Source organism: Adlercreutzia faecimuris (assembly GCF_022669055.1).
Lineage (GTDB): Bacteria > Actinomycetota > Coriobacteriia > Coriobacteriales > Eggerthellaceae > Enterorhabdus > Enterorhabdus faecimuris.
The window spans coordinates 126,854-142,545 of record NZ_JAJMLW010000002.1 but is presented as its reverse complement, the minus strand read 5'-3'; the positions used below and the strand labels follow the sequence as shown (position 1 = coordinate 142,545).

Annotated in this window: 10 protein-coding genes; 4 read left to right on the top strand and 6 right to left on the bottom strand. The window is 77.5% G+C overall.

All coding sequences use genetic code 11. The annotated features are described in order from the left end of the window. Positions 1-2 precede the first annotated feature (2 nt). Complete coding sequence (locus LPT13_RS11695) at positions 3-5,102, bottom strand: DEAD/DEAH box helicase (RefSeq protein WP_277926937.1); 5,100 nt, start codon at positions 5,100-5,102, stop codon at positions 3-5. A gap of 126 nt (positions 5,103-5,228) precedes the next feature. Here LPT13_RS11695 and LPT13_RS05775 point away from each other — a divergent pair, with 126 nt between their 5' ends. The 4 genes from LPT13_RS05775 to LPT13_RS05760 all read left to right on the top strand — a co-directional run bounded on the left by LPT13_RS05775 (position 5,229) and on the right by LPT13_RS05760 (position 8,575). Then, positions 5,229-6,005 (top strand): MerR family transcriptional regulator, encoded by a 777-nt coding sequence (locus LPT13_RS05775; RefSeq protein ID WP_242164518.1) that lies wholly within the window; start codon positions 5,229-5,231, stop codon positions 6,003-6,005. Positions 6,006-6,190: 185 nt separating this feature from the next. Further along, positions 6,191-7,504 (top strand): MFS transporter, encoded by a 1,314-nt coding sequence (locus LPT13_RS05770; protein ID WP_242164516.1) that lies wholly within the window; start codon positions 6,191-6,193, stop codon positions 7,502-7,504. Positions 7,505-7,661: 157 nt separating this feature from the next. Beyond that, the gene (locus tag LPT13_RS05765; RefSeq protein WP_242164513.1) at positions 7,662-8,099 is read left to right on the top strand and encodes a LytTR family DNA-binding domain-containing protein; all 438 of its coding nucleotides are present in this window, start codon (positions 7,662-7,664) and stop codon (positions 8,097-8,099) included. A 44-nt stretch (positions 8,100-8,143) separates the two neighbouring features. Continuing rightward, positions 8,144-8,575, top strand: a complete 432-nt coding sequence (locus LPT13_RS05760; RefSeq protein WP_242164511.1) for a hypothetical protein — start codon at positions 8,144-8,146, stop codon at positions 8,573-8,575. A 73-nt stretch (positions 8,576-8,648) separates the two neighbouring features. On the opposite strand, the gene LPT13_RS05755 is transcribed toward LPT13_RS05760, so the two are convergent. From LPT13_RS05755 to LPT13_RS05735, 5 genes are all read right to left on the bottom strand, one after another. Next, entirely contained in the window at positions 8,649-9,035 is a 387-nt protein-coding gene (locus LPT13_RS05755) for an MmcQ/YjbR family DNA-binding protein (protein ID WP_242164509.1), read from the bottom strand. Positions 9,036-9,071: 36 nt separating this feature from the next. After that, positions 9,072-9,290 carry a hypothetical protein gene (locus LPT13_RS05750; RefSeq protein ID WP_242164508.1) on the bottom strand — a complete coding sequence of 73 codons (219 nt, stop codon included), beginning with the start codon at positions 9,288-9,290 and terminating at the stop codon, positions 9,072-9,074. Between the two features lie 156 nt (positions 9,291-9,446). Continuing rightward, positions 9,447-11,630, bottom strand: a complete 2,184-nt coding sequence (locus tag LPT13_RS05745) for a HelD family protein (RefSeq protein WP_242164506.1) — start codon at positions 11,628-11,630, stop codon at positions 9,447-9,449. A gap of 448 nt (positions 11,631-12,078) precedes the next feature. Beyond that, positions 12,079-13,578, bottom strand: coding sequence for a DUF2130 domain-containing protein (locus tag LPT13_RS05740; protein WP_242164504.1), 1,500 nt, complete (start codon positions 13,576-13,578; stop codon positions 12,079-12,081). Positions 13,579-13,756: 178 nt separating this feature from the next. After that, positions 13,757-15,652 carry a DUF2779 domain-containing protein gene (locus LPT13_RS05735; RefSeq protein WP_242164503.1) on the bottom strand — a complete coding sequence of 632 codons (1,896 nt, stop codon included), beginning with the start codon at positions 15,650-15,652 and terminating at the stop codon, positions 13,757-13,759. Positions 15,653-15,692 lie beyond the last annotated feature (40 nt).

Sequence of the window (15,692 nt, the reverse complement as noted above, 5' to 3'; positions counted from 1 at the left end):
CCCTAGAACGGGTCGGCGTAGAGGCGCAGGCCTTCGGGGAGGCGGACGAGGCCGGCGTCCTGGAGGGCGGCGGCGAGCGGCGTGTCGAGGACGGGCTCGCCGTTCACCGCCTCGACGACCACCTTGCGGCGCGCGGCGGCCGGGCCCTCGCGCCCGAGCCGGGCGCGCATGGCGCCGACGAGGGCGCGGGCCGCGGCGGCGAGCAGGCCCGCGTCGTCCGTGAAGGCGATGAGCGACTTGAGGCGCGGGGCCGCCCAGAGGACGGGCTCGCCGGCCGCGAGCGCCACGAGCGCGCCCTCCCGCCGGCTCGGGCGCGGGAAGGCCGGGGCGTCTGGGGTGGCGGGCCCGCGCAGGGCGGCGGGGTCGGGCCAGGGGACGGCGGCGCCGAGGAGGCAGGCCGGGTCGTCGGCGGCGAGCACGGTGACGGGGGCGGGGCCCGCCGGGGCGGCCGCGAGCTCGGCGGCGCGGGCGCGCAGGGCCTCCACCGTCTCGCGCTCGGCGAACTGGGCCGGGCCCAGGCCCGCGACGAAGGGGCCGCGCACGAGCTCTCCCGTCTCCTCCATGCGACGCAGCACCGGCATGAGGGAGGGCAGGCCGCCCGGCACCCCAGCCAGGAGCGCCGTGTCGCGCGTGACGACGCCGTAGCGGTCGAGAGCCGACTCGGCGAGCGCCACGGCGCGCAGGGTGTCGCCGCCGGGCGCCGGGGCGAGCAGCGACCAGCGACCCGCGAGCGCCGCGTCGAGGGCCGCGCGGGCCCCCTGGCGGGCGACGACGGCCGAGCGGGCCTGCGCCTTGGCCGCGGCCCAGGCGCCGCCCCGGCCGCGGCGGCTCGACGCGCGGCGGCGGGCGGGCGGCTCCTGGCCGCCCGAGCGGGCGGCGGACGCGGGCTCGGGGGCCAGGCCGCCGGCGCGCGGCAGGGCGAGCCCGTCGGCCGTGGCCTCCCCTGCCCAGGCGAGCGCCGCGAGCGCCTCGGCGACGGCGCGCTCGGAGGGCTCCTCGGGCGCCAGCGCGCGGCGGGCGCCCTCGACGACGCGGGCAAGCGGGCACGGGCCCTCCGCAGCCAGCACCCGGCGCACGGCGCCGGCCACGGTGGGCGCGGCGGAGTCGGGGGCGCCGGGCTCGGGGACGGCCTCCTCGGCAGGGACGTCGCCCCAGCCGGCCGCCAGGGGCGCGAGCGGCGAGTCCGTCGGGAAGAGCGCGATGCGCGCCGGGCCCGGCGCCGCGGAGGCGCCCCGGCCGGGGCGGGCGGGCGCCGCCTGCGCGGGGAGCTCGGCCGCCCACAGGACCTCGCCCGAGGCGACGAGCTCGTCGAGCATAGCGGGGCGGTAGTCGGGCACCCGGGCGGGCAGCACCTCGGACTCCCACAGGGCCATCGGGAGGAAGGCGCCCTCGAACTGGGCGATCACCTGGGCCACGCCGTCGACGCCGCGCAGGGCGGGCGCCTGGCCGGCGGCCGGGACGCCCTGGCGGTCGAGCAGGAGCGACGCGTAGGCCGCGGCCGGCACGGGGCGCACGGCGTCCCGCGCGCGGGAGAGCGAGCGGGCGCGCAGGCGCCGCAGCACGCCGGCGTCGGCCCAGCGGCCGCCGCCCAGGCGCACGAGGCGCCCCTCGGAGGCGAGGCGCTCGAGGGGCTCGGCGACGAGAGCGGGGCCCAGGCCGAGGGCGGCCGCGACGTCGTCGGGGCCGAAGAGCGCGTGGGTGCGGGCGAAGCGGGCGACGAGGGCGTCGAGGGGGCGCGGCGCTTCGGCGGGGGCGGGGCCGTCCGCGTCCAGCGGGCCCGCGGCGGGCAGCGTCGCGGCGAGGGCCCAGGCGGGGACGGGGGCGCCCGCGACCGCCCGCAGGCGCGCCGCGTCGTCGGCGGCCGCCCAGCGCTCCTCGCCGCCGATGAGCGTGGGGAACGCGCGGCGCGCGTCCTCGAGGGCGCGCAGGGCGCCGAGGGCGTCGGCGAGGCTCGCCGGGGCGTCACCCGCCGGAAGATCGGCCTCGTCAGCCCCGACCGGGGCCGCCTCGCCGGCGGGCGGGCGGAGGCGCGCCGCCACCTCCTCGGCGGTGAGGGGCCCGAGCTGGCGCAAGAGCTCGGAGGCGCCCTCGGGGCCGCGGGCGCGGCGGTGCGGCGCGGTGCGCTGCAGCTCGGACTCCACCTCGGCCACCGCCTCCGGGTCGAGCGCGTCGGCGGCCGACCCGCCGCCGAGGAGCTCGCCCAGAAGCGCGGGGTCGACGGACAGGAGCGACGCGCGGCGCTCGGCATGGGGCAGGTCGCCCTCGTAGAGGTGCTCGGCCAGGTACCCGAAGACGAGCGGCGCGGCGAAGGGCGAGGGCACCGCCGTGCGGGCCTCGGCCAGGCGCACCGTGCCGGCGGCCAGGGCCGCCAGGGCCTCGCGCAGGGCCGGCAGGTCGAAGGCCTCGGCCAGGCACTCGCGGGCGGCCTCCAGGATGAGGGGGAAGCCCGGCTCGCGCCGCGCCGCCTCGAGGAGCTGGCCGCCGCGCAGGCGCTGCTGCCACAGGGGCGCGCGCCGGCCCGGGGCGGCGGGGGTCATGAGCAGCGCGCGGGCCGCGCACTCGCGGAAACGCGCGGCGAACAGCGCCGTGTCGCCCACGGCCTCGCGCACGACCGCCTCCGCCTCGTCGGGGCCGAACAGGAACAGGTCCGCCCCGGGCAGCGCCTCGGCGGTCATCGGCACGCGCACCACGATGCCGTCGTCGGCCGCGGCCGCCTGGCAGTCGAAGCCCAGCTCGGCCCGGGCGCGCCGCGCCACGGCGAGCGCCCAGGGCTCGTGGACGCGCCGCCCGAGCGGCGAGTGCAGGATGACGCGCCAGTCCCCCGTCTCGTCGGCGCACTGCTCGACGACGAGCACGCGGTCGGTGGGCACCGCGCCCGTGGCGGCGCGCTGGGCGGCGAGCAGGGCCGCCAGGTTGCCGCGGGCGTGCCCGTCGAGCCCGGCGTCGGCCAGGCGCCGCTCGAAGACGTCGTCGAAGGCGGGCGCCTCGTCGCCCGCGCCCGGGCGCAGCGCGGCGTCGGCGGCGCGCAGGAAGGCCCCGCGCGCCCGGCCCGCCTCGGCCGGGCGCGCCGGCGCGTCGCCGTGCCAGAAGGGCAGGCGCGCCGCGCGGCCGGGGGCCGGCTCCACCATCACGCGGTCGGCGCCGATCTCGCGGATGCGCCAGGTGCTCGTCCCGAGCGCGATCACGTCGCCCACCCGCGACTCCATCACCATCTCCTCGTCGAGCTCGCCCACCCGCCGGCGCCCCTGGCGCGCGTCGCCCTCGGGCAGCACCACCGGGAACATGCCGCGGTCGGGGATGGTGCCGGCGGCGGTGACGGCCAGGCGCTGGGACCCGGGCAGCGGCCGCATGAGCCCCGCCTCGCCGTCCCAGAGGATGCGCGGCGCGAACTCGGCCACGTCCCCCGACCCGTAGCGGCCGGCCAGCATGGCGATCACCCCGTCGAGGGCCGCCCGCGGCAGGGCGGAGAAGTTGGCCGCGCGCGTGACGGTGGCGAACCACGCGTCGGCGGCCAGGCCCTCGGGGGCCATGGCCACGGCGGCCACCGTCTGCTGGGCCAGCACGTCGAGCGGGCACGACACCAGGCGCGTGGCCTCGATGGCCCCGGCGCGCATGCCCTCGGCCATGACGGCGGCGTCCACCACCTCGGTGCGCGTGCGCGGGTAGACGAGCCCGCGCGAGCGGCCGCCCACCTGGTGGTTGGCGCGGCCCACCCGCTGCAGCCCGCTCGCCACCGACGGCGGCGCGGCCACCTGGATGACCAGGTCGATGGAGCCCATGTCGATGCCGAGCTCGAGGCTCGCGGTGGCCACCACGCAGGGCAGCTCGCCCGCCTTGAGCTCGCGCTCCACCGCCAGGCGCTTCTCCTTGGACACCGACCCGTGGTGGGCCTTGGCGACGAGCGCCGGGGCGCCCTGGGCCTGGCCCGTGGTCCCGCCCATGTCCGAGCGCATGCCCGGCCCCGGCAGCCCCGCGTCGGCGCCGGCGGCGTCCTGGCCGCCCGTGCCCGTCCACCAGCCCGCCGGCTCCGAGCGCGGCGCGTCGGCGCCCAGGCGGCGGGCGTAGAGCTCGTTCAGGCGCGCGGTCAGCTTCTCGGCCAGGCCGCGGGAGTTCACGAAGACGATGGTCGAGCGGTGGGCGAGCACCTCGTCCAAGATGGCCGCCTCGATGTGCGGCCAGATGGACGACGAGCCAAGCCGGCTGTCGGGGTGGTCCGCCGGCCCCGCGCCCAGGGCCGCGCGCAGGGCCCGGTCCGACTTCCACGCCTCCTCAGCCGGCGCCCGGCGCGGGGCGCGCCCGGCGCCGCGGCCGAGGGCGGGCACCGCCGTCATGTCGCGCACCGGCACGCGCACCTCCATATCGAGGCAGGGCGGCTCCTCCTGGGCCACCACCGTCACCGGGCGCGCGCCGCCGAGGAAGCGCGCCACCTCGTCGCGCGGCCGCACCGTCGCCGACAGCCCGACGCGCTGGGCCGGGGCGGGCAGGAGGTCGTCGAGCCGCTCGAGGGAGATCCCCAGGTGCGCCCCGCGCTTGTCGCCGGCCAGGGCGTGCACCTCGTCGACGATGACCGTCTCCACCGCGCGCAGCGCCTCGCGGGCCTGGGAGGTGAGCATGAGGTAGAGCGACTCGGGCGTGGTGATGAGGATGTCGGGCGGGTTGCGGACGATCTTGCGGCGCTCCTCGGCCGTGGTGTCGCCCGTGCGCATGGCCGTGCGCACCTCGGGCGCGGGGCCGCCCGAGGCGGCGGCGAGCCCGGCGATGGCGTCAAGCGGCCCGCGCAGGTTCTTCTCCACGTCGGCGCCGAGCGCCTTCATCGGCGACACGTAGAGCACCCGCACGCCGCGGGCCCAGCGCTCCCCTGCCGCCGCGGCCGCCGCCTTCTCGCCCATGAGCCGGTCGATGGCGAAGAGGAAGGCGGCGAGCGTCTTGCCCGAGCCCGTCGGGGCGATGACCAGCGCGTCGTCCCCCCGCGCGATGGCCTCCCACGCCCGGGCCTGCACCGGCGTGGGCGCCTCGAAGGCGCCGGCGAACCACTCCCCCGCGAGCCCGGGCAGCGCCGCGCGGGCCGCCTCGCCCGCCCTCCTCCCCGCAGATCGGCCCATGCCCGGCGCCTCCCTCCCGGCGCGCCTCGGCCCTCCGGCCGCGCGCCCTCGCCCTTTCTCGCCCCAGCATAGCCCATCAGCGGGTAGGATAGGGGGAGGAAGGCGACGACGGAGGCGGGAGGGCCCATGCGGAGCAACGAGGTGGCGCGGATGGCCGGGGTGAGCGTGCGGACGCTTCGGCACTACCACGCCCTGGGGCTTCTGCCCGAGCCGCCGCGCGCGGCCAACGGCTACCGCGACTACGCGCCAGCCGACGTGGCCCGGGTGCTGCGGATCCGGCGACTCGCGTCCCTGGGGTTCCCGCTTGCCCGCGTGGGCGCGGTGATGGAGGAGATGGACGCCGGGGCCGAGGCGGCCGACGACCCGCTCGCCGAGCTCGACCGCGAGCTCGAGCAGGAGATATCCCGCCTGGAGGCCCAGCGGCGCACCATCGCCGCCCTGCGCGCCGAGCGGCTGCGCCCCGACCTGCCGCCGCCCTTCGCCCGCGCCGTGCGCCTGCTGGCGGGCGACGCCGCGCTCGAGAGCCTCACCGAGGAGGACCGCGCGGCGCTGCTCATCGCGGGCCACGTCTACGGGGACGCCGACGTGGCCGAGCTCGAGCGCGTGGGCGCCGCCCTGGCCGACGCCCAGGTGGCCCGCGCCGTGGAGGCCCTCGACGCGCGCATGGGGCGGCTGGCCCCCGACGCGCCCGAGTGGGAGCGCGCGGCGCTCGCCGCCGACGCGCTGGAGGCGCTGGGGCCCGTCATCGCCTGCTTCGACCCGGCCAACTGGCTGCGGCCGGCCACCGAGGGCGAGCGGCTGCTGGAGGAGGCGGACAGCGCGGGGCTCAACGAGGCCCAGCGCGACGTGGCCGCGCGCATCGAGCGCGCCATCGAGGACGCCCTGCGCGAGCGGGCCGGCTAGCGCGGCGGGGCGCGGATCGCGGCGGGGCCGCGGCGAATCACGCACGCCGGCGCGGGACGCGGGGCGCGGCGGCCCCTGCGCCGGGGCCGCGTCTCCACAACCTCGCCACAAGCCGCTTGACCCCGACGTAGCGTCATAGTCTTAACTCCCCTTCCGACGTAACCGCATCGGGGAGGAACCTGACCATGACCCTTCGCTCCAAGGTATCGCCGCGCTACCTGCTCTCCTGCGCGCTCTCCCTGCTGGGCAACTCCGTCGCCGGCGTCATCCTGCCGCTGGTGCTGCTGGCCACCACCGGCGACGCGCTCGCCGCCGGCACGCTCGCCCTCATCTGCGCGCTGCCCCAGATGCTCATCGGCCTGGTGGGCGGCGCGCTCATCGACCGCCTCAACCGCCGCGACGTCTCCATCGCCTCCGACGTGCTGTCGGCGGCGAGCGTGGCGCTGCTGCCCGTCGTCGACATGACGGTCGGGCTCGACTTCGGCTGGTTCGTGGCGCTCGGCCTGCTCGGCGCCGTCGGCGACATCCCCGGCATGACCGCCCGCGACGCCCTGCTGCCGGCCGTGTGCGACCACGACTACCGCAGCCTCCAGAAGTTCATGGGGATGAGCCAGTCCGTCGAGTCGCTCACCGCCATCGCGGGGCCGGCGCTGGCCGCCTTCCTGCTGACGCTGACCGGCGGCGTGAGCGCGCTCTGGCTCACCGCGGCCCTGTCGCTGGCCGCGGCGCTCGTGACGCTCACGCTGCCCCGCTCCATCGGGCGCGTCGGCGACGGGGCGGCCGCGCCGGCCGGCGGGCGGGGCGGCATCGCCTCCGGCGCCGTGGCGGCCCTGCGCGACGGCGTGCGCGTGCTCTTCCGCGACGACGCCCTGCTGCGCAGCTCCACGCTGCTCACCTTCGGCATCATCATGGTGATGGGGTCGTTCCAGGGGCTCGTGCTGCCCGTGCACTTCACCGCCGCCGGCACGCCCGAGCTGCTCGGCTTCGTGCTGTCGGCCCTGTCCGCCGGCATGCTGGTGAGCTCGCTCGCCTACTCCGCGCTCGCGCACCGCCTGCGCCGCCGCACCTGGCTCATCGCCTCGCTCTCCGGCATCGCCGTGGGCGTGGCCGTGCTGGGCTCGCTCGCCTCCTTCCCCGTGATGCTGGCCGGCGCGCTGGCGGTGGGCCTGTCCGCCGGGCCAGCGTCGGCCCTGCTCGGGTTCTTCGCCTTCGACCGCATCCCCGCCGACCGCCGCGGCGCGGCGCTCGGCACCCAGAACTCGCTCACGCTGGCGGCCGCCCCCGCGGCCGTGTTCGCCAGCTCCGCGGTGACCGAGGCCGGCGGCGCGCCCCTGGCGGCGCTCGTCCTGGTCGGCTGCTGGCTGGCCGTGACCCTATGGGCGCTCGCGACGCCGAGCCTGCGCCACCTCGACGGGGAGGGGGACGGCGCGCCCGCGGCCAGCCGGCGGGAGCGGGGGCGGGCCGCGGCAGGCGGGCGCGGGCCCGAGGGCGCGCTCTAGGGCCCGCGGCGCGGCGGGCATGCAGCTCGGGGGCCGCCTGGTGCAGGTCGGCCGCGGGCCGCTTGCGCGCGGCGGGCGGGCGCGGCACACTGGGGCCGCCCGGCGGCGAGGAGCGCGCCGGGCGGCCCTGCCCGACCCCGCGACCCAAAGGAGCCCCATGAGGATCACCGTCGAGGAGCGCCCCGACGCCGACGAGGTGGAGGTGCGCGTCACCTGCCGCGCCGTCGACGGGCGCGTCCAGGCCATCGTCGCCGCCGTGGGCGCGCTCGACAGGCGCCTCACCGGCATCGCCGACGGGGCGCTCGTCATCGTCGACGCCGCCCAGGTGCTCTACGCCGAGTCGGTGGACGGCGCCTGCTTCCTCTACGGCGCCGACGGCGTCATCGAGTGCCCCTTGCGCCTGGCCGAGCTGGAGGAGCGCCTGGCGGGCACGGAGTTCCTGCGCGCGTCGCGCACGCTGCTCGTGAACTTCGACCACGTCCGCGCCCTGAGGCCCTACCCGGGCGCCCGGCTCGAGCTCGTGCTGGGAAACGGCGAGTCGGTCATCGCCTCGCGTCAGTTCGCCCCCGCCTTCCGGGCCAAGATCGGCCTGTAGCCGAGCCCGCCCCGTCCGCCCCCCCCCGTCAGAGAGGAAGCGCCATGAGATCAGCCGCCAAGCGCGCCGCCGTCACCTTCTGCGTCCTGTTCACCGTCACGATGGGGCTCTGGTCGCTGGCCGGGCTCGCCTTCGCGGGGCCCGAGCCGGGCATCCTCTACGCGCTCACCCTCCTGCTCGCCTGCGCGCTGCTCGCCGCGCTGCAGATGCTCTGGTTCTCGGGCGCCCTCATCCGGCGCCTCGCCTACCCCGCCCGCGTGCTCGGCTTCGGCGCGACGGCGCTGCCGGCGCTCGTCCTGTGCGCGTGGCTCGGCGCGTGGTTCCCCATGGGGGACATCGGGCCGTGGGTGGGCTTCTGCGCCATCTACCTGGCCGTGCTGGCCGCGGCGACCGCCGGCTACACGATCCGCTACCGCCGCGTGGCCGGCAGCTACGACGAGGCGCTCGCCCGCTACCGCGCCGGGCGCGGGGAGTAGCGGCCCACCGCGCCGGGGCGGGCGCGGCGGGCGAGAGGGCGCGGCGAACGCGGAGGGCGGCTGACGCGCGGCCCTAGGCGTCCTGGCCGAGGATCTCGCGCTGGGCCCGCTTCGTCAGCTTGGCGAGGACGAGCGCGTGGGAGTGGTCGATGAGCTCGCGCAGCAAATCATCGGGCACGGCGCTGGCCAGGTCGATCGATATCCAGTGGCGCTTGTCGGCGTAGAAGCCCGGCAGGATGCCCTCGTGCTCGGCGCGCAGGGCCTCGGCCCAGGCCGGGTCGCACTTGAGCGAGATCAGGTCGCGCTCCGCGTAGGCGGCGTCGTGGGACGGGCCCGGCGTCATGGTGGCGGCGAAGAGCTTCCCGCCCACCTGGTAGCGCCACCACTCCCACTCGGCCTTCCAGTCCTTCTCGCAGCCGGGCAGGCCCATCAGGTAGCCGTCTATCCAGTCGCGGGCCATGGGCCCTCCTCTCCCCCGCTCGGCGCGGGCGTGTGCTCAGAGCAGGCCCTGGGCCTCGAACAGCGAGGCGGCCGTGCGCAGGGCGAGCTTGCGGCCCGCCAGCTGCTGGTAGGTGGCCGTGCGCGTCCGGCCCGCGGCGCGCAGGCGCTCGAGCTCGGCCGCGGTGCGCTCCTGCTCGTCCACGAGCCCGGCCAGCACCGCCTCGAAGCGCGCCAGGCGCTCGCGCGCCTGCTCGTCGGTCAGCGTCTCGCCCATGCGGCCTCCCTTCCCCTCGGTGGGACAGTATACCCGAGCCCCGGCGGGCAGGCCCCGACCCGTGAGCCGACCGCGCCGAACCCAACGCGAGGCCCGCACGACCCGGAGGGCACTACCGGTGCGCGCGACGGGCGGCCTTGGGGCCGGCGCCTTCCCTCAAGCCAGAAACGGCGAGGGCTCGTCGCGGTAGAGGACGGTGAGCCGGTGCATCGCGCGGGTGACGGCGACGTAGAGCAGGCCGCGGTCGGCCTCGGTCGCGTAGAGGCGCGCGTCGGCGTCCAGGATCACCACGTCGTCGAACTCGAGGCCCTTGGCCAGCCGCACCGGGCACACGGCGATGCCGGCCGGGAAGGCGTCGGTCTCGTCGGTGACGAGCGTCACCGGGTGCTCCGCGGCCAGCACCGCGGCGTAGCGCGCGGCCAGCAGATCCGACTTGCACACGACGCCCAGGGTGCGCCCGCCCGCCGCCCGCCACGCCCCCACGGCGCGCCCGACGGCGTCCACGGCCCCGCGCGTGTCGCCGCAGCGGATGAGGCGCGGCGGCTCGCCGTGGCGCGGGGCCGGCTCGAGCCCCGCGTCAGGGCGCACCCGCGCGGCCAGCTGGGCGATCTCGAAGGTCGACCGGTAGCTGCGCGTGAGCCGCACCGTCCGCGCGCCCGGGTAGGCGGCGGCCACGGCCTCGGGCGCCACGGGCGCGCGCCCGTCCACGACCTGGCTGACGTCGCCCAGAAGCGTCTTGTCGCAGGGAAGGAGCCGCGCCAGGGCGGCGTGCTGCACCGGCGTGAGGTCCTGCATCTCGTCGACGACCAGATGGCGCACGGCGGCGAGCTCCGGCGCGCGGGGCGGCCCCTCCAGCGCCAGGCGGCAGAGCAGAAGCGGGAAGGCGTCCTCCCACTCCACCGTGCCGCGCGCCGGCTCGTGGAGAAGCGCGCTGCGGCCCGTGTCGGCCAGGAAGCGCCGGTAGAGGGCCCGCGCGTCCCGGGCGCGCAGCATCCGCAGCAGCCGGGCGCGCACCTCGCGGCGGGTGGGCAGGGCCGCGGCTGCCCGGCCGAAGCTGGCCGCGGACGCCTGGGCGAGGGCGTCGCCGGCCAGGATGCCGAGCCGCTCGGCCACGGGGATGGCGCCGAGGGAGGCGAAGCGCTCGGCGAGCCAGGCCGCCGGCACCGTCGCGGAACCCAGGTCGAAGTCGCGCGGGACGAGCAGCGGCTCGGCCGCGTCGGGCGCCGTGACGGCGGCGAGCCAGGCGACGAGGCCGTCGGCGAAGGCCTGGGTCCCCTTCGCCGCGGCGCGCGCGGCGCGGGCTGGGTCGGCCTCGTCAGCCCAGGAGCGGGGCCGCTCGACGCGCGCGACGCCCCCGAGCGCGAGCTCGGCCAGGCCGTGGAGGCTCCACTGGGCCACCGGCTCCTCGCCGAGCTCGGGCAGCACGCCCGAGATGTAGTCGGCGAACACGCGGCTCGGGGACACGATGGCGACCGATCGCGAGCTCAGGCGGTCCTTCTGCCGGTAGAGCAGGTAGGCCACGCGGTGGAGCGCCACGGAGGTCTTGCCCGAGCCGGCCACGCCCTGGATGACGAGGGTGCCCGGGCGCTCGTCGCGGATGACGGCGTTCTGCTCGCGCTGGATGGAGGCCACGATGTCGTGCATGCGCGTGCCGCCGCCCTGGGCGAGCGCGCGGGCAAGCACCTCGTCGCGCACGCTCGAGGCGGTGTCGACGGCCCAGGCGACGCGGCCCTCCTCCACCTTGACCTGGCGCTTGCGCACAAGGACGCCCTCCCGGCGCCCGGCGGGGGCCTCGTAGGCCGCCGGCCCCGGCTCGTAGTCGTAGAACAGGCCGGCCACCGGGCTGCGCCAGTCCGAGATGACGGGGCGGCCCTCCCAGGAGAAGGCGAAGCGGCCCACGGACGCGACCAGGGGCGGGCCGTCTGGGGCGTCGTCGGCGGCGAAGTCGACCCGGGCGAAGTAGGGGGACTCGAGGAGCCGGGCGATGCGCTCGGCCGACTGCTCGGCGAGCGCCGCCTGGCGCCCCATGCGGTCGAGCTCGAGGCTGCCGTGGACGGCCTCCTCGGGGGCGAGCTCGCCGCGCGACGCCATGAGGTCGGCGGACGCCTCGGCCCAGGAGGCGCCCACCCGGCCCGCGAGCCCCTCGGCCCGCGCCAGGGCCGCGCGCAGCTGGGCCGTCACGGCGGCCAGGCGCCGCTCCTCCTCGGCCACGGCGTCCTCGGCGGCGGCCGGGCCGCCCGCGCACGGGCGCGGGTCGCTCCCGCCGGCGAGCCCGCCTCCGCCGCCCATCGCGCCCCCGCGGGCGGCCGGCGCCACGTCCCTCTCCTCTTCCCGCTCCATCGCGTCCTCCTTCCCCGCCGCCCATGCTGGCGCGCGCCCCGGCCGGGACGCGGCGGGCGCGGCATGGCCTCGTCTCTCTTCTGCTGTGGGAGTTCGCGAGCCGGAGGCGGGCGGCCGTCCCGCGGGGACGCGGCCCAGGAGACGCGCGGCGCCCCACGGGGCACGGCGGCTCGGCTCGTTCGATGCGCCGGAGCGGTCGGGGCGCCCGGGGGCGGCCGACGTCGCGGTGAGGAGGCGATGGTACGGCGCGGGCGCGCGGGCGGGCGATCAGGCGGCCGCGACCTTCACGAAACGCCCACAAACCGAAGGGAGGGAAGGGACCCGCACGGCCCGGGGGGCGCTGCCGATACGCGCGACGGCCGCCACGACCCCGGGGAGCACTCGGCGCGCTTTCGAGACGGGAGGGAGGCGCGGAAGCGCTCTCGGGGGCGCGGCGCGCGCTCGGGCGCTAGTCCTCCAGGAGCTCCGCCTCCAGGACGGCGTCGTCCTCTTCCTCCTCCCAGGCGTCGGCGGCGGGCTCGCCGGCCGCGCGACGCTCAGCGGCCTCGGCGAAGGCCGCCTTCATCGTGGGGTTCTTGCGGGTGAGGCGCTTGACCGTGAGCCTGCCCAGCTTGTCGTTGGCCAGCCGCAGGTTGTTGTCCGAGCTCGTCAGCTCGTCGCGAATCTTCTGGAGCTTCTTGATGGTGGCGTCGATGTCCTTGATGGCGTCCTCGAACTTGCGGTGGGCCAGGTCGAAGTTGCGGCCGAAGCCGGCCTTGAACGTGTCGAGCTGCTCCTCGAAGTTGGTCACGTCGACGTTCTGCTGACGTACCTCGGCCAGCTGGCGGCGGTAGTCGAGCGAGCGCAGCGCCGCGTTGCGGATGAGGGTGATCATCGGGATGAAGAACTGCGGGCGGATGACGTACATCTTCTCGTAGCCCGAGGCGTAGGACACGTCCACGATGCCGGTGTTGTAGTAGTCGCTGTCGCGCTCGAGCAGCGACACGAGCACCGCGTACTCGCAGCCCTTGGCACGGCGGTCGGCGTCGAGCTTCTTGAAGTGGTCCTCGTTGCGCTTGCGGTGGGTGGAGTCGTCGGCCTCGTTCTTCATCTCGAACATGATGGAGACCACCTCGGCGCCGTCGGCGTCCAGCTCGCGGTAGATGTAGTCGCCCTTGGAGCCGTCGGCCGCGTCGTTGTCCTTGCCGAAGACGGCGGACTGGAAGCCGGTGGCGCGCAGCTTGTTGAACTCGTTCTCGCAGAACTGCTCGAGGCTCTCGCCCACCATCTTCACCGACAGCTCGGCGCGCATGTGGCGGATGTCGTCGATCTCGCGCTCGCGGGTGGCGATGAGCTCGTCCTTGGCGCGCAGCTGGACGGCCATCTCGCTGGCCTGGGCCGCGGCGGCGCGCTCGGCCTCGAGCCGCTCGCGCTCGAGGGCGGCGGCCATCTCGTCGCGCTCGCGCTCCACGGCGCGGCGGACCTCGTCGGCCTCGGCGGAGGCCCGCTCGAGCGCCAGGTCGCGCTCGAGGGCGGCGCGCTCGGCCTGGGCGTCGAGGGACGCGGCCAGGCGGTCGCGCTCCTGCTCGGCGCGGGCGAGATCGGCCCGCTGGGCGTCGAGCGCCTGGCGCACGGCCAGGTCGCGCTCGGCGGCCGCGGCGGCCTCGCGTCCCTCCAGGGTGGCGGCGAGCTCGGCTATCCTCGCGTCGCGCGCGGCGCCGTCGGCCTGGGCCTTGGCCCGAAGCTCGGCGATCTCGCGCTCCTTGGCGGCCAGGCGCTCCCCGGCGCCGGCCTGCTCCCGGGCGAGCGCCGCCTGCTCGCGGGCGGCGGCCGCCTCCTCGATGCGCGCGGCCTGGGCCGCCAGCTCGCGCTGGAACTCCCCGTCGCGCACCTGGCGCACCAGCGCCGCGTAGCCGTCCTCGTCGACGGTGAACAGCTGCCCGCAGTGGGGGCACTTGATCTCGCTCATGGGCTCATCCTCCCGGCCGCGCGCCGCTCATCGGGCGCGCCCTTCGTCGTGTTCTGGCCATTGTAGCGCTGAAAAAGCGCCGTGGGCGTCCCATCGGCGGGACAGCGAGAGCGGTTTTTCCGCCACGCGGGCGCCGGCCCGCCCCCCCGGGGCCGCCGCCGGGCCGCGCGCGGCGCCCCTACTCCCCCGCCAGCTCGCGCAGGCGCTCCCAGACGCGCACCATGGCGAGCGTGTCCAGCCGGCAGTAGGCCAGAAGCCCCGCGCGCACGGCCGCCGCCTCCTCGGGCGGAAGGCCCACCAGGTCGGCGAAGGCGGCCATGGCCTCCGAGCCGTTGGCCACGCCCGGCAGCGCGTGGTAGTCGAGCTCCGGGTCGTCCGGGAACAGCGCCGGCAGCACCGCCTTGATCGACGTCGAGCCGCCCTGGGCCGCCGCGTAGCAGGCGCCGGACCTGAAGGGCGTCATGAGGTCGCGCACGTTGCCGCGGATGGCGCCGAGCGCGTCCGCCAGGTCGGGGAAGGCCGCGGCCAGGTCGCGGATGACCGCCTTCTCGAAGCTCATGTTGTAGGCGAGCACGCAGGCGCCCGCGGGCACGGCGGCCACGAGCGCCTCGGCCACGGCGCGGCGCGGGTCGGCGCCGGCCTCGACCAGGAACTCGCGGTGGACGAGCGGGGACTTCGGCCCCTCATATATATGCAGCGAGAACTGCGAGGGAATCTGCTCGTAGGGGCGCGTGCCGTCGAAGGGCGGCACCGCCTGCTGGAACGTCTCGAAGTCGAGGAAGGCGAGCGGGTACCACAGCCCGTCGAGGAAGCGGCGCAGCGCCGGGGCGTCGGCGATCACCTCGGCGCCCGTCGTCCACGCCTCGAGCTGGCGGGCGGGCAGCGCCAAGAGGCGCAGGCCCGCGTCGGCGGCCACGTCGTCGAGGGTGGCCACGCCGGCGTCGTAGAGGCGGAAGCGCCGGGCGGCCTGCCATCCGGCCAGGTCGAACACGCCGGGGCGCGGCACCGCGCGCCAGCACCAGGCCCGAAAGCCGCAGGGATACGGGCTCGTGCAGTGGGGGCCGATGTCGCGCGGCGCGCGGACGGAGGCGAGCACCTCGGCCCGGCGGCCCGCCGGCAGCGCGGGGGCCTCGGGCGACGCGTCCCCGCCGAGCGGCGCGGGGGCATCGGGCGGCGCGCTCGCGGCCGGCGCCGCGGGCGCGCCCTCCCCGCCGTCCCAGAAGTCGGCCCACGACCGCAGCGGCTGGAGCACGCCGCGGTCGGGCGCCACGAGCGCGGGCTCGTCGGGCGCGTCGGCCACCGCCTTGAGCAGCGCCGCGCGCCCCGCGACGCCGGCCGCGAGCGCGCGCACCTCCTCGGTGCGGTCCTCCACGGCGAACAGCCCCCGCACGTCGAGGGCGCCCTCGCGCACGTAGGAGCCGTCCACGTGCATGAGCGCGGTGGACTTCACGCGGTAGCCGCAGCCCTCGATCACCCAGCGCTGGAAGGCCATGTCGTGCAGGTACACGTCGCGGACGTGGGTGGACGACTTCACCTCCACCATCCGCACGCCGTCGGCCTCGACGAGCAGGATGTCGGCCATGCAGAGGTCGCCGCCGAGCGCGAAGGTGGCCTCGCAGATGACGGGGCGCCCCGCGAGGGCGGCCGCCGCGGCCAGGGGGTCGGCGACCGGGGCGTGCTCGCCGGAAGCCGCGCCGGCGGCAGTCGCGGCACGCTCGCCGCCCGCGGCGCCCGCCGCCTGCGCGGCCAGCTCGGCCGCGGCCTGCCGCGCCGCCGCCTCGTCGAGGGGCCACGCGTCCCAGTCCACCGGCTCTCCCCCGTCGGCCCGGGCGACGAGCGCCGCCGCGATCAGGCGCTCGGTGAGCCTTGCCATCGCGGGGAACCCGTGCTCGAGGAAGGGGACCTCCACGAAGGCGCCGTAGTAGCCCATGGCCAGGTCGCCCACCTCGTTGCCCGCGGCGAGCACGGCCTGATTCATGACCGAGGCGTCGTACAGCTCGGGGCGGTGCGCCTCCATCCACAGCATCTTCGGGCACTGCGTCCCGCGCGTGTAGCGCGACTTCGACAGGTTCAAGCTCTCTCCGATCCCTCGGGCCCCAGGCGGCCGGCGTGAG

What these genes read in the sequence shown, in the direction of transcription:
- LPT13_RS05765 (WP_242164513.1), top strand. Translation starts at nt 7,662, where the DNA reads ATGAGGATCACCGTCGAGGAGCGCCCCGACGCCGACGAGGTGGAGGTG.
- LPT13_RS05740 (WP_242164504.1), bottom strand. Translation starts at nt 13,578, where the DNA reads ATGAGCGAGATCAAGTGCCCCCACTGCGGGCAGCTGTTCACCGTCGAC.
- LPT13_RS05770 (WP_242164516.1), top strand. Translation starts at nt 6,191, where the DNA reads ATGACCCTTCGCTCCAAGGTATCGCCGCGCTACCTGCTCTCCTGCGCG.
- LPT13_RS11695 (WP_277926937.1), bottom strand. Translation starts at nt 5,102, where the DNA reads ATGGGCCGATCTGCGGGGAGGAGGGCGGGCGAGGCGGCCCGCGCGGCG.
- LPT13_RS05745 (WP_242164506.1), bottom strand. Translation starts at nt 11,630, where the DNA reads ATGGAGCGGGAAGAGGAGAGGGACGTGGCGCCGGCCGCCCGCGGGGGC.
- LPT13_RS05750 (WP_242164508.1), bottom strand. Translation starts at nt 9,290, where the DNA reads ATGGGCGAGACGCTGACCGACGAGCAGGCGCGCGAGCGCCTGGCGCGC.
- LPT13_RS05755 (WP_242164509.1), bottom strand. Translation starts at nt 9,035, where the DNA reads ATGGCCCGCGACTGGATAGACGGCTACCTGATGGGCCTGCCCGGCTGC.
- LPT13_RS05760 (WP_242164511.1), top strand. Translation starts at nt 8,144, where the DNA reads ATGAGATCAGCCGCCAAGCGCGCCGCCGTCACCTTCTGCGTCCTGTTC.
- LPT13_RS05775 (WP_242164518.1), top strand. Translation starts at nt 5,229, where the DNA reads ATGCGGAGCAACGAGGTGGCGCGGATGGCCGGGGTGAGCGTGCGGACG.